This is a genomic window from Amycolatopsis sp. EV170708-02-1 (genome assembly GCF_022479115.1).
Classification (GTDB): domain Bacteria; phylum Actinomycetota; class Actinomycetes; order Mycobacteriales; family Pseudonocardiaceae; genus Amycolatopsis.
Genome location: NZ_CP092497.1, coordinates 5795435 through 5808621 on the forward strand (window position 1 = coordinate 5795435; position 13187 = coordinate 5808621).

A 13187-nucleotide genomic window follows, 5' to 3' on the forward strand; every position below is an offset into this window, starting at 1 on the left:
GGAACCGAAGCCGAAACGATCCGGAAGCGACTTGCCGTCGCCACCAACGGTCTCTTGCGCTGGGCTCAAGAGACCGCCCGTGCCGAATTACACGAGGACGGCAAGCCCGAATGATTTCACCTGACGAGTTGCCGGCAGCCGCTCCGGCTCTGCTGTCCACTCCTGACGGCCGCATGACCCAGATTCCGGTGTCCGGTCCCTCGGGCCTCTCGGACTACGCGGTGTCGCCGTTGGGCATGCCCACAGCGCTCCTCCGCGACGAAGTCCGTGTCGCCTTCCTCGCGCGAACCCCTACTGAGGACCAGCAGGACCCGCGCCAGTCCATCCTTCGTCAGCTCGGCAACTCCAAGGCCGCCATCCCCGAATCCTGGGTGATCGTCGCGCACTTCTACGACGTCGAGTCGGGTCGGATGGACCTAGCGTCCCGCGGACGCGGCGAGAACTACGAGCGATTCGACATCCCGATCGCACGCGACGGCGGCATCACCGACCTCCTAGCCGAGTCCGCCAGCCCGAAACGCCGGTTCGACGTCGTGATCTGCGAGAACATCGCGCGAGTCGCCCGGCGGGCCTTCGAAGGCCTGTCGGTAGAGCGCGAACTGGAGCGCAACGATGTGCCGTTGTTCGCCTCGAACGAGCCGATCACGGTCTCCGGGAGCCGCGCTCAGCGGATCCTGCAGCGCCGGATCAACCAGTCGGTGGCCGAGTACGAGGTCCTCAACACTCTCGAACAGTCCTGGGGCGGCCTCTGCACCCATGTACGCGAGGGCTGGAACATCGGTAAACCCTGTCACGGCTACAAAGCGAAGGTCTTCAAGCACCCGAATCCAGCGAAGGCGGCCAAGGGCTACACGAAGTCGCGGCTCGAACCTGACGGCCTGAAGGGCGAGACAGTCACACAGATCGCGTTGTGGCGGTACTACGAACGTCTTGGCTGCGACACGATCGCCGACCGGCTGAACGCGGACCTGGACAAGTACCCGCCTCCCGAACCGCCGGGCAAGCGACGTGCACGTGGCGTTTGGGCACGATCAAGCGTGTACGACATCCTGCGGAACCCGAAGTACACCGGCTATCAGGTCTTCAACCGACGAGCCACCCGATCACGACGAGGCAAAGTCAACGACCCGATCAAGTGGGTCTGGTCGGCTGCCCCTGTGCATGAGCCGCTGATCCCGAAATGGATGTACGACGCGATCAACGCGGGCTGGAAGTCCAACCAGGGATCGAGGGACGCAACCGAGGCAACCAACAAACACCCGGCCACAGCCAGGACCTACCTGTTCCGTGGGCGAATGCTCCACGAATGTGGAAGACGGATGTTCGGCGACCCGCGCCATGACCGGGCGTACTACCTCTGCAGGCCGAACAACAACAACCGCGGCCGTTCAGACAAGTTCGCCGACCATGAAAGGGTCCTCTACCTTCGCGAGGACGCCGTGCTGGACGCCGTGTCCAAGTTCTTCGCCGACCGAGTCTTCGGCCCCGACCGGCGGGCGATCCTGGAAGCCGACCTGGCCGACGTCGACGATCACGCGGCAGCAGGGCGCGAGGCCGAACGGGACCGTATTCAGCGAAAGCTGGCCGAGATAACCAAACAACAGGCGTCGATCCTGAAACAGGCGCAGCGAGGTGCCCCTGACGATCCCTTCACCGCCGCACTGCGGGGTAGTTACAACGACCTCGCCAAAGAGGAGAAGCAACTCCAGGCCAAGATCACAGAGCTGGACGAAGCGGACCTTGCGGCGACGCCGAAGGGGGTGACGGCCGACGAACTGCCTCTGATCGACGCACTGCCGTACCTCGCAATGCACCTCGGGTCGGCGCCAGAACCGTATCTGCGGGCGCTGTTCGAAGCCGTCCAGTTCGCCATCGTGGTCCACGACGACGGCGAACATGCGCCAATCACGATCAAGCTCCCGGCAGACCAGCCGCTGGAGATCACTCACGTAGCGGAAAGGATCACCGACGTGACGCCCTCCCACGAGCTCCAGCGCGCAGCCGCGCCTGAGCTTGTGGGGATGTTGTCTGTGCCCCCGGACAGGCTCCTCCGGGATGCACAGCGAGAAGCACTCTGCCCGCAGTGAACGGGCGGCACTCTCAGGATGCACATCGATCACCGAGAAACCACTGGTCATCAGTGCACGCGTACCGCTGATCATGCGGCGTAGGAAACCTTCATCGACCTGAACGTGCCCCTACCGGCCTGCACACGCATCAAGTCTTCCAGACTGGACACAACCAGGCGACGTTGAAAAGTCACCAAGCCTGACAACATTTCCGTCATCAGGACCACGACGGGTCACCCCAGGCTCGACCTGAACATCGTTCGACCTGCAATTTCGCCCTTGAATCGGGCCCTAGTTCGTACCGAAGCGGCTAGCCCCAGGCGACTCGGTCCACCTGATCAAGGGTTTCGGTCAGACGCGACGGCAACCAAAGTGAACGAAATTCGCCGGTATGATCGCTAAACAACCAGGTCAAGCAGTGTCGTCCCCGCGCAGGCGGGGCTGGTCCCGGCCATGGAACGCGCCCTCACCCGGCTCCTGCGTCGTCCCCGCGCAGGCGGGGCTGGTCCGTCGGCTGGGCTTCGAGCCGGAACAGGTCCTTGGTCGTCCCCGCGCAGGCGGGGCTGGTCCCGCGACGGAGCCGATGAACACCAGCGCCGCGATGTCGTCCCCGCGCAGGCGGGGCTGATCCCTTCCTCGACCAGGCGGCGAAGAGCGCCGCTGAGTCGTCCCCGCGCAGGCGGGGCTGGTCCCACGTCCTCGGTACTCGCGGAGGCGTCGTGATCGTCGTCCCCGCGCAGGCGGGGCTGGTCCCACTCTGGCACGTAAGGGGAATCCGTTCCGGGCGTCGTCCCCGCGCAGGCGGGGCTGATCCCTTCCTCGACCAGGCGGCGAAGAGCGCCGCTGAGTCGTCCCCGCGCAGGCGGGGCTGGTCCCACGTCCTCGGTACTCGCGGAGGCGTCGTGATCGTCGTCCCCGCGCAGGCGGGGCTGGTCCCACTCTGGCACGTAAGGGGAATCCGTTCCGGGCGTCGTCCCCGCGCAGGCGGGGCTGGTCCCAAGGCGGTCGCCGAAAACAAGGCCTCCGTGATCGTCGTCCCCGCGCAGGCGGGGCTGGTCCTCCCACGGTCACGGTGGTGCCGCAGTCGTTCAGGTCGTCCCCGCGCAAGCGGGGCTGGTCCTCTGACATGTGTCAGTACGACCGAAGGGAACATGTCGTCCCCGCGCAGGCGGGGCTGGTCCCCTTTCCCCCGCCCCGCTGACAAAGGGCCGATAGTCGTCCCCGCGCAGGCGGGGCTGGTCCGACATGCAGCTCAGCGGGCCAGCGGTGCACGACGTCGTCCCCGCGCAGGCGGGGCTGGTCCCTTCTCCAGCGCCCGCCCGCAGTACAGGTCGTGGTCGTCCCGCGCAGGCGGGGCTGGTCCCTCGGCCACCGCTTCCACGGCGGCCGCCGCGCCGTCGTCCCCGCGCAGGCGGGGCTGGTCCGGGCCCGGCCGACGAGTGGCCGGCCGGGCCTGTGTCGTCCCCGCGCAGGCGGGGCTGGTCCTGCACGGCGGCGCCTCACCCCTGTCGCGCCAATGTCGTCCCCGCGCAGGCGGGGCTGGTCCGAAGGACAACCGGCCGTTCTGGCGGCCGGACTGGTCGTCCCCGCGCAGGCGGGGCTGGTCCGGTCCGCAGGCGCGTAGCCGTCGGGCTGCCACGGTCGTCCCCGCGCAGGCGGGGCTGGTCCCGTGGCCATCTGCCCGGTCGTGTCGTCTCCCGCGTCGTCCCCGCGCAGGCGAGGCTGGTCCCACCCGTACTCGACCCGGATGTTCCTGCTCGGTCGTCCCCGCGCAGGCGGGGCTGGTCCCTCCGCGGCCAACTTCTTGAGGTCGTCGGTCTTGTCGTCCCCGCGCAGGCGGGGCTGGTCCCCGGCGCCAGCGAAGAGCCGGCTCGACGCCGGTCCTGCTCGGTCGTCCCCGCGCAGGCGGGGCTGGTCCGGGCTACCCCGGCCCGGCCGGCTGGTCGGCAAAGTCGTCCCCGCGCAGGCGGGGCTGGTCCCTACACCGAGCTGATGATCTGGACCCAGCGCGGGTCGTCCCCGCGCAGGCAGGGCTGGTCCGTGGCACGAGGTCCAGCAGCTGACCGTCCTGGAGTCGTCCCCGCGCAGGCAGGGCTGGTCCGCCGACCGTCGAGGCCGTGCGGGACGCGCTCGAGTCGTCCCCGCGCAGGCGGGGCTGGTCCCAGCGGGGTGTTGAAGTCGGCTTCGGTCCAAGCGTCGTCCCCGCGCGAGCGGGGCTGGTCCCATCTGGAAGATCGCCAACCAGACCCGGCTCAAGTTCTCCCCGCGCGAGCGGGGCTGGTCCCATCTGGAAGATCGCCAACCAGACCCGGCTCAAGTTCTCCCCGCGCGAGCGGGGCTGGTCCCTGCGCGGCCTGGCGATCGGAGCCGCCGCAGCGATAGCCGGGCAGGTTCTTCCCGCGCGAGCGGGGCTTGTCCGCTCAGGGCGGGCGGCCCTACCAACACCTCCCGTTCTCTCCGCGCGAGTGGGGCTGGTTCAAGGCGCAGCTCGCCGGGGTCGAGCCCCCTGGAACGTTCTTCCCGCGCGAGCGGGGCCTGATCCGGTCCGCGCCGAGCTGGCCTCAGCGGTGGCCGAGTTCTCCCGTGTGAGCGGCTCTGGTCCGTGCCTGTTGACCTACGTCGAGTTCGCCGATTCTCCCCGGTCGCGAGCGGAGCTAGTCCAGGCCGGCGAGCGCCGCGTGCTCGTTCTCCCCGCGAGCGGCGTTTGCTCGGGTCGCCAAGCGCGCCACGAACTCGAGCAACTGTCGCCCCGGCGCAAGCTGGGCTGGTCCCTGGCTGCGTCCTCGACGGCGGCACAACGGCATACATCGTCCCGCGCAGGCGGAGCCGGTCCGGCGATTGACCCGCCGTCCACTCCGCCCGGATCCTGGCTGGTTCCAGCAGGTTCGAAATGCGGGGTCAAACAGTGCTCGTAATCGAAGTGTTGTGGCATATTCACAGGGCTCGCGCTTCTCGGCCCTCTTCGCCGAGTTGACCCCAGTGCACGCAGCCGAAGTGCTGTTTTCCCTGCTACGGCAGGGTTCGAAGGCGAGCATACGAAAGGACTGGACGTAACATGGGCGGAGAACGATCGAACGACGACGATTCAAGTAGATCACCAACTGCACGAACACTTGCGATTGTGATTGTCGCCAGCGTGCTGGCTTGCCTGACGGCGATGAGCACAGGCATGACCACATGGCTGAGCGTCCGAAGTGTGGCCGAACCGGCTCTCACCCTTATTGCGTCTCTGGCCGCAGGGTTGACCGGCGGGCTCGGCTCCTTTCTCCTGGCGGCGATAGCAATGAAGCAACTCCTGCGCTGACCCATGACTCTCAAAGACCTTCGCGCCCTCCTGGAAGCTAGCAGCCCAAGTCGCCTGCCCATCACGTGAACGCAAGCTCCGGTTGAGCACGCCCGCTAGCCCTCATGCCCGTGCCACGGCTAGGCCATTCGAATGAACCGTTTCGCGGAGCGAAACGAACACGAGGCTACTGAGGACCTTGGGGCGTGGGAGGTGGGTCGTTGGGAATCAGGAGGACATCGTGTCTTCAGTGTGGGCGAAGTCCAACCGAGATGAAGTTGGAGCTGTCACGGAATGGCTTCCCTTGCAGCAGCATCTGGACGATACGATTTCTGTTGCCCGATTGTTAATTGATCATTGGGTTTCGCCGCAGGTCTCGTCGAGGATCGAGCGTGATTTCGTGGGCGATGGCGCTGCCTTTCGAGCTGTTGCGTGTTGGCTGGCAGGGTGTCATGACGTCGGGAAGGCCAGTCCTGCGTTCAGCTGTCAGGTGGATGTGCTTGCGGATCGTATGCGTCAGCACGGTTTTCCGATGCAGCCACGCTTGAGCGAGGATCCAGGCCGACGAGCTGTGAATCACGCCTTGGTGGGCCAGTGGGCAGCGCGTGACTGGCTGGCCGATGAGGCGGGTTTCGACTTCGCTGGAACCGCGGTGCAGTGGGGTTCGGTGATCGGCAGTCATCATGGCGTGGCTCCGGAGGAATCTCAGCTGGCTCTCGTTGATAGCTCGTCACACCTCACAGGGTCGGGCGTTTGGGAGCGAGTACGAGCGGAGTTGTTCGCCTGGGTGACCGGCGAGATCGGCGGACTCGACGTCCTGAAGAACTACGCAGGCATGAATGTCTCGATGCCGGCGCAGGTACTAATCACCGCCGTTGTCATCGTCGCGGACTGGATCGCGTCGAATTCTGACTTGTTCCCGCTGGCGCCCATTTCCGAGACTGCATTCCACCCTTCAGCTGCGAGAACCACTACTGCCTGGGGCCAGCTGAATCTTCCGCCTCGATGGGCTGCCCAGTCCTTTGGCGGCGACGTTGATCAGCTGTTTCGTGCCCGGTTCGGGCCCGTCCACACGGTCGCGCGGCCGGTGCAGGCCGCTGCGGTGATGGCCGCGGCGGAGCAATCAGTGCCGGGCATGTTGATCGTCGAGGCTCCGATGGGTTCGGGGAAGACCGAGGCTGCGTTGCTGGCTGCGGAGGTCCTGGCCAATCGTTCGGGGCGAGCGGTGTGTTCTTCGCTTTGCCGACTCAGGCGACGACGGACGCCATGTACGGGCGGGTTCGGGCATGGCTGGACCGGTTTCCGGTAGAGGGCAAGCACAGCGTGAATCTGGCGCATGGCAAAGCACATCTCAACGACCAGCACGCCGGCCTGGTCCGAAGCGGAAAGTTCAACGATATCGGCGCGGGGGCCGAGTCGGTGGTGGCACATTGGTGGCTCAGCGGACGGAAGAAGTCGGGCTTGGCGTCGTTCGTTGTCGGGACGATCGATCAGGTGCTTTTCGCGGCGTTGAAGAGCAGGCACGTGATGCTGCGGCACCTCGGGCTGGCGGGCAAGGTCGTGATCATCGACGAGGTGCACGCCTATGACGTGTACATGTCGCAGTACCTGCATCGGGCCTTGCACTGGCTGGGCGCCTACGGGGTTCCCGTCGTGCTGTTGTCGGCGACCTTGCCCGACGAACGACGGGCCGGTCTTCTTGCCGCTTACGACAGCGGCCGCGACGTTGAGACGGAACAGCAGGATGGGCATCCGGGATACCCCGTCGTATGCGGCTCCGGGGGGTTGACCCCGCGCGCCATCGCTCTGACCGACGACGCCACCGACGTGACTCTTGATCATCTAGCCGATGATCTCGACGCACTCGTCGCCTACCTCCGGCTGCATCTGCGGGTGGGCGGATGCGCGGTCGTGGTCCGCAACACGGTGAGCCGGGTGCAGGAGACCGCCGAGCGATTGATCACCGAGTTCGGTGAGAGCGCTGTGACGATCTCGCATTCGCGTTTCCTGGCGTGTGACCGCGGCCGGATTGATACAGACCTGGTTCGACGGTTCGGACCGCCGAGTTCGGGCTCTGATCGGCCGGGTTTCCATATCGTTGTGGCCTCGCAGGTGGTGGAGCAATCCCTGGACGTCGACTTCGATTTGATGGTCAGCGATCTCGCCCCCGCCGATCTGGTCCTGCAGCGGCTGGGGCGGTTGCATCGGCATACTCGTTCGCGACCCGCAGGCGTGGTGAATCCGCGGTGCGGACTGGTCGGGGTCGAGAGCTGGTCATCCGCTCCGGTGACCGCGGTTCGTGGTTCCCGCCGTGTCTACGGTGACCACACGCTGCTTCGCTCAGCCGCGTTGCTGGTTGGCCGTGAGTCGCTCCGTCTCCCTGACGACATCGCTCCCCTGGTACAGCAGGCCTACGCGGACGATGCCCTCGGGCCGGCTGGATGGCAGCCCGCAATGCGTGCGGCCGCCGAGACGGCACGAGCCAACGCCGATCGCCGGATCCACCGTGCTCAGGAGTTCCTGCTCGGTGAGGTCGGCGAGTCCGACTCGCTCGTGGGTTGGATGCGGGCGAGCGTCGGCGACGTCCACGAGGACAGCCCGAAAGGCGCGGCTCAGGTACGGGACGGCGCGGAATCGCTGGAGGTCCTGGTCGTCCAGCAGGATGCCGACGGCGGTCTCCTCACACCCTCATGGATCCCCGGGGCGGCCGGCAAATTCCGTTGCTCGAGGCGGTTCCGTTCGGCCTGGCGAAAGTGATCGCGGCGTGCGCGCTGCGGCTACCGGTGGCGTTGAGTCATGGTGGTGTCATCGATGCCGTCATTGCCGAACTGGAACAGCACCGGTATTCCAGCTTTGAACTGAACCCGTGGCTGAAAGGGCAGTTGGTTCTGCCGCTCGACATCGACCGCCGCGCCCGCCTGCACGGCTACGCACTGACCTACGACCCGCGGCGAGGGCTGATCCATGAGCGACTCTGACGGATACAACCTGTTCGACGAACTCTGGCTACCGGCCCGCGACCTTAACGGAAAAGTGCAGGAGCTGTCGCTCACGGACGTGCTCCGCCGCGCGGACAGCCTCGCCGGCTTGCTTGGTGATGTGCCGACACAGGTGTTCGCCCTGAACCGCCTGCTCCTGGCCGTGCTGCACCGTGCCCTGGGTGAGCGGCTGAACATCGCCCTATGGAAGGACATGTGGCGAGATCGCGCGTTCCCCGAAGACGACCTCGAGCGCTACGTGACCGCCCACAGGAACCGGTTCGACCTCTTCCATCCCGTCGTTCCGTTTATGCAGGTCGCCGACCTGCGCACAGCCAAAGGTGACGTCCCGGAACTGAGCAAGTTCATTGCCGACGTCCCCAACGGCAACCTGTTCTTCTCTGCCCGGATGGACAAGGACTTGACTTTGTCCTACGCCGAAGCCGCGCGGTGGCTGGTCCACTGCCACGCGTTCGACCCGTCGGGCATCAAGTCCGGGGCCATCGGCGATCCGCGAATGAAGAACGGCAAGGGCTACCCCATCGGCACCGGCTGGTCCGGCTATCTCGGCGGGGTCCTGCCCCACGGCACCACCTTGCTGGAAACCTTGCTGCTCAACCTCATTCCCGGCTCCAACCTCGCCGACCTTCCCGCCTGGGAACGAGACCAGGCAGGCCCTCGCTGTGACGACCGCGAACCGACCGGGCCGGTCGACCTGTTCACGTGGCAGAGCCGCCGGATACGGCTGGCCCGCTCCCAGGGACGGGTGGCCGGGGCGCTCATCTGCAACGGCGACCGCCTCACCCCGCAGAACAGGTTCGGCGCAGAGAGCCACACCGCGTGGAGACGCAGCCTCAACCAGGAACGACTACGCAAATCATCGACACCCGTGTACATGCCGCTGGTCCACGATCCTGAACGGGCAGTGTGGCGGGGACTACAAGCGTTGCTGCCGATGAGCTCGTCGAGCCCTAGTGCTGACGCGGCATCGCGGCTGGCGCCGGCGGTGCTGGAATGGATCAGCAAACTCACCAACGACAGGGTCATCCCGAAGAACTTCCCGCTCCATGTACGCACCATCGGCATGACGTACGGGAACCAGAGTTCCACCACGGCCGACATCGTCGACGATGCGATGACCTTGCAAGCAGTTCTCCTCGCACAAGATGCCGACCACCTCAAACAGGCGGCTGTGGCGTGCGCCGCGGCTGCCGAGAACGCGGCAGCAGCCTTGGGAAAGCTCGCGGCGAATCTGGCCGAAGCCAGTGGCCTCAGAGATCCCAAACCTCAACCGGGTAGCCCGCTGGATGGGCATCGGTCGCGGGCGATCGAATCCGCGTACGCCGCCCTGGATCCGTTGTTTCGTTCCTGGCTGGCGTCACTAGGGCCGGACACCGCCGCTGTGAGCAGCCAGATCGACTGGCATACGACCGGACACGCCGTGGTAGGCGCGCTGGGCGCCAAGTTGATAAGCGACAGCTCGCCCCAGGCGTGGACGGGCCGCGTCGTCAACAAGAAATGGATGACGAGCAGTCACGCCGACATCTGGTTCCGCCGGGACTTGAATGCCGTGTTCCCTCTCGCCGACCGCGATCCCGTGAAGGACAGCGCATGACCGAGACCACCGCTCGCCCAGGTGCCGTAGTCGGTTCCCGGATCAGCGCATTGCAGAAGGGCTACCTGGCCAACCGTTCGGACTCGGTAGCGACCTTGGTCCGGCTTCGGCGTGCTGCCGGCAAACCGCCCGGCAGCGTGCTCGAGATTCTCGACTACACGACGGCTGAGGAGTTCGTCGTCGGCTGGAGTGCAGATGAGCCGAGCCGGGCCGAGATTGCGGCGCATCACGCCATGTCACTGTACTCGATCCACCAGCAATCACAACGTACTCCGATGCATGCGCGCGATCGATCGCTGGGCACCGCGATACGCCGTCTCATTCCCGCTGACGACTACAAGCCCGATCATGCTGTCGCCCGTCGGTTCGCAATCCTCGGCACCGCCGACGAGCTGTCCGAGCTGATTCACCATCTGCGCGGGATGGTGCAGCTTCTCCGAGTCGCCGGGATCGCCATCGACTACGGCCGCCTCACCGAAGATCTTCTGACATGGCAGCACAGCGGTGGCCCCGACCGTGTGCGGTTGCGATGGGGCCGGGACTTCCACGTACCGCCCAAGGCCCGGCCTGCCGACTCCGAACAACTCTGAGCAAAGGACATCTCACTCATGCCTCGCACCATTATCGACATCCACATCATTCAGACCGTTCCGCCGAGCAACATCAACCGCGACGACACCGGAAGCCCGAAGACCGCCGTCTACGGCGGCACCCGCCGCGCGAGAGTGTCCAGCCAGGCATGGAAACGCGCCACCCGCGACGCCTTCGACGAACTCCTTGACCGAGATCACCTGGGTGTCCGGACCAAACGTGTGGTCGAGCTCGTCGGTGACGAGATCACGCACCAGGCTCCCGATCTCGCCGACCGTGGTCCGGAACTGGCCACCGCGGTCCTGACGTCCGCCGGCTTCAAGCTCAAGGACGCACGAAACAAGAAGGACGCACCGCAGGAGTCCGAGTTCCTGCTGTTCCTGAGCAATCACCAGGTCACCAACCTGGCCGCACTCGCCATCGACGCCGCGCGTGACGCCGGTGAAGGCAAGCTGACAATCCCCAAGAACGAGGCCAAGGCCCGCGCCGACAGCGACCATTCAGTCGACGTGTCGCTCTTCGGGCGCATGGTCGCGAACCTGCCCGACCTCAATGTCGAAGCCGCCGTACAGGTCGCGCACGCGCTCAGCGTCCACGCCGTCACCAACGAATACGACTACTTCACCGCCGTCGACGACCACAAACGCGCCGACGACGAGGAAGACGCGGGCGCCGGGATGATCGGCACCGTCGAATTCAACTCCTCCACCCTCTACCGCTACGCCGCACTCGATGTCGATCAGCTCTCCGGGAACCTCGGCGACACCGAGGCCACCCGGCGCGCGGTCGAAGCATTCCTCCGCGCCTTCGTCTCGAGCATGCCGAGCGGAAAACAGAACACGTTCGCCAACCGCACACTCCCGGACGCGGTACTCGTCGTCGCCCGCGAAACCCAGCCGATCAACCTGGTAGGCGCCTTCGAGGATCCCGTACGGGAAGGCGAGAAGGGCGGCAGGATCGCCGCCTCCATCTACCGCCTCGCCACCCACGCCACCGAACTGCACGACGCCTTCGACGAGACACCCGTTCAAGCGTGGACCTTCGGAGCGGGCGAACGAGTCGAGCCCCTGACCGAACTCGGATCACGATCGACCTTCGACACCACCGTGCGCGCCGTCGGTGCCCTCGTGGCTGAACGGCTGGAATCATGACGGCTCTGCTGTTGCGGCTGGCCGCGCCCCTGCAATCATGGGGAACCAGCAGCCGGTTCGTCCGCCGTAACACCGACCGGGCACCGAGTAGAAGCGGAATCATCGGTCTCTTGGCGGCCGCCAAAGGGATCCGACGCATAGACCCGATCCAGCACCTGCTCGAACTCCGCATCGGCGTCCGTGTCGAGCAGCCGGGCCAGCTCGAACGGGACTTCCAGACCGCGAGAACCCGCGACGGCTCCGAGTCGATGCCCTTGTCCTACCGGTTCTATCTCGCCGACGCGGTCTTCGCCGTCGCGGTCGAAGGTGACCAGTCCACCCTGGACGGGCTCAGCGCCGCCTTGAACCGGCCCGCGTTCCCGTTGTTCCTCGGGCGGCGGTCCTGCCCGCCTGCCGGCAAGCTCGAACACGGCATCCACGAGGGCGACGTCGAACACGTCCTCCGCACCGTGCCGTGGATGGCATCGCCGCGGATACGCCAGTGCCACCGCCAGCCTCAGGTTCAGCTGGACACGATCATCGATTGCTCACCAGGTTCCGCTGGCAGCGACGTCGTCCGGGACGACCCGATCAGCTTCGACCCCCGCCACCGCCAGTACGGGTGGCACACCGTCGCGCACCGGCCCGTGACCGTCACCAACCCCGACTACCACGTCGACGACCGAGACGTGCATGACCCGATGGACCTGCTGGGAAGTGTCAGCTGATGCACCTCACCCGTTTTCAGATCAACCCCGCACGCCGAGGCGCGCGCGAGCTGCTCGCGTCGCCGCACCGTATGCACGGAGCAGTCCTGGCCGCGTTCCCGCCCGACCGACGCGACGCCACCACCGACGGACGCGTGCTCTGGCGCCTCGACCAGCGCGCCCACCAGACCACGCTCTACATCGTCAGCCCGCACGAACCCGAACTCACCCACCTCGTCGAGGCCGCGGGATGGGCGGCCGCACCTGGCGACACGCGCCCCTACGCACCGCTGCTCCACCGCTTGACCGCCGGCGACATGTGGGCGTTCCGCCTAACGGCCAACCCCGTGCGCAGTACCCGCAAAACCGACGACGCGACACGATCCCAACGATTCGGCCACGTGACCGTCAAACAGCAGACAACCTGGCTGCTCGACCGAGCCAACGGCCACGGCTTCACCATCCCGGAAGGAACCGGCAAAGAGCCGGACGTCGCGGTCCACAGCAGACGCACCTGGCGCTTCCAACGGCAGGGAAAAGCCGTCACGCTTGCCACCGCGACGTTCGAAGGCAGACTCGAGATCACCGACCCGGACGCCTTTCGTCACGCCCTGGCCCACGGCATCGGTCCCGCGAAGGGATACGGCTGCGGCTTGCTCACCATCGCCAGAATGACCTGACGATGCGCGAGATCCCCGGCGCGAAACCCGTTCCCCTCTCACAACTCACCCGCGCCCAAGACCGGCTGACGTTCGTGTACCTCGAGCACAGCGTCGTCCACCGCGACGCCAACGCCATCACCGCTCGAGACGCC

10 protein-coding genes and 1 CRISPR repeat array are annotated in these 13187 nt (G+C 66.2%); all 10 genes read left to right on the forward strand.

From position 1 onward, the window contains the following. Positions 1 to 110: 110 nt before the first annotated feature. Positions 111 to 2087, forward strand: a complete 1977-nt coding sequence (locus tag MJQ72_RS26120; RefSeq protein ID WP_240593652.1) for a recombinase family protein — start codon at positions 111 to 113, stop codon at positions 2085 to 2087. 402 nt (positions 2088 to 2489) lie between these two features. Then, positions 2490 to 4610: a CRISPR direct-repeat array (repeat unit 28 nt; unit sequence GTCGTCCCCGCGCAGGCGGGGCTGGTCC). Positions 4611 to 5124: 514 nt separating this feature from the next. After that, positions 5125 to 5373, forward strand: coding sequence for a hypothetical protein (locus MJQ72_RS26125; RefSeq protein ID WP_240593653.1), 249 nt, complete (start codon positions 5125 to 5127; stop codon positions 5371 to 5373). Between the two features lie 220 nt (positions 5374 to 5593). After that, positions 5594 to 6661, forward strand: coding sequence for a CRISPR-associated endonuclease Cas3'' (locus tag MJQ72_RS26130; RefSeq protein WP_240593654.1), 1068 nt, complete (start codon positions 5594 to 5596; stop codon positions 6659 to 6661). Beyond that, positions 6580 to 8109, forward strand: coding sequence for a CRISPR-associated helicase Cas3' (cas3, locus tag MJQ72_RS26135; protein WP_240593655.1), 1530 nt, complete (start codon positions 6580 to 6582; stop codon positions 8107 to 8109). The genes MJQ72_RS26130 and cas3 overlap by 82 nt, the downstream gene beginning before the upstream one ends. Next, positions 8073 to 8330 carry a hypothetical protein gene (locus tag MJQ72_RS26140; RefSeq protein ID WP_240593656.1) on the forward strand — a complete coding sequence of 86 codons (258 nt, stop codon included), beginning with the start codon at positions 8073 to 8075 and terminating at the stop codon, positions 8328 to 8330. The genes cas3 and MJQ72_RS26140 overlap by 37 nt, the downstream gene beginning before the upstream one ends. Next, positions 8317 to 9945 (forward strand): type I-E CRISPR-associated protein Cse1/CasA, encoded by a 1629-nt coding sequence (gene casA / locus MJQ72_RS26145; RefSeq protein ID WP_240593657.1) that lies wholly within the window; start codon positions 8317 to 8319, stop codon positions 9943 to 9945. The genes MJQ72_RS26140 and casA overlap by 14 nt, the downstream gene beginning before the upstream one ends. Further along, positions 9942 to 10535 carry a type I-E CRISPR-associated protein Cse2/CasB gene (gene casB, locus MJQ72_RS26150; protein ID WP_240593658.1) on the forward strand — a complete coding sequence of 198 codons (594 nt, stop codon included), beginning with the start codon at positions 9942 to 9944 and terminating at the stop codon, positions 10533 to 10535. The genes casA and casB overlap by 4 nt, the downstream gene beginning before the upstream one ends. Positions 10536 to 10553: 18 nt before the next feature. Next, on the forward strand, positions 10554 to 11687 hold the full coding sequence (gene cas7e, locus MJQ72_RS26155; RefSeq protein WP_240593659.1) for a type I-E CRISPR-associated protein Cas7/Cse4/CasC: 1134 nt from the start codon (positions 10554 to 10556) through the stop codon (positions 11685 to 11687). After that, positions 11684 to 12394 carry a type I-E CRISPR-associated protein Cas5/CasD gene (gene cas5e / locus MJQ72_RS26160; protein WP_240593660.1) on the forward strand — a complete coding sequence of 237 codons (711 nt, stop codon included), beginning with the start codon at positions 11684 to 11686 and terminating at the stop codon, positions 12392 to 12394. The genes cas7e and cas5e overlap by 4 nt, the downstream gene beginning before the upstream one ends. Continuing rightward, a complete protein-coding gene (cas6e, locus tag MJQ72_RS26165; protein WP_240593661.1) occupies positions 12394 to 13053 on the forward strand; it encodes a type I-E CRISPR-associated protein Cas6/Cse3/CasE in 660 nt (219 codons plus the stop codon). Before cas5e ends, cas6e begins: the two co-directional genes overlap by 1 nt. Positions 13054 to 13187: the final 134 nt, after the last annotated feature.

What these genes read in the sequence shown, in the direction of transcription:
- MJQ72_RS26120 (WP_240593652.1), top strand. Translation starts at nt 111, where the DNA reads ATGATTTCACCTGACGAGTTGCCGGCAGCCGCTCCGGCTCTGCTGTCC.
- MJQ72_RS26125 (WP_240593653.1), top strand. Translation starts at nt 5,125, where the DNA reads ATGGGCGGAGAACGATCGAACGACGACGATTCAAGTAGATCACCAACT.
- casA (WP_240593657.1), top strand. Translation starts at nt 8,317, where the DNA reads ATGAGCGACTCTGACGGATACAACCTGTTCGACGAACTCTGGCTACCG.
- casB (WP_240593658.1), top strand. Translation starts at nt 9,942, where the DNA reads ATGACCGAGACCACCGCTCGCCCAGGTGCCGTAGTCGGTTCCCGGATC.
- cas7e (WP_240593659.1), top strand. Translation starts at nt 10,554, where the DNA reads ATGCCTCGCACCATTATCGACATCCACATCATTCAGACCGTTCCGCCG.
- cas5e (WP_240593660.1), top strand. Translation starts at nt 11,684, where the DNA reads ATGACGGCTCTGCTGTTGCGGCTGGCCGCGCCCCTGCAATCATGGGGA.
- cas6e (WP_240593661.1), top strand. Translation starts at nt 12,394, where the DNA reads ATGCACCTCACCCGTTTTCAGATCAACCCCGCACGCCGAGGCGCGCGC.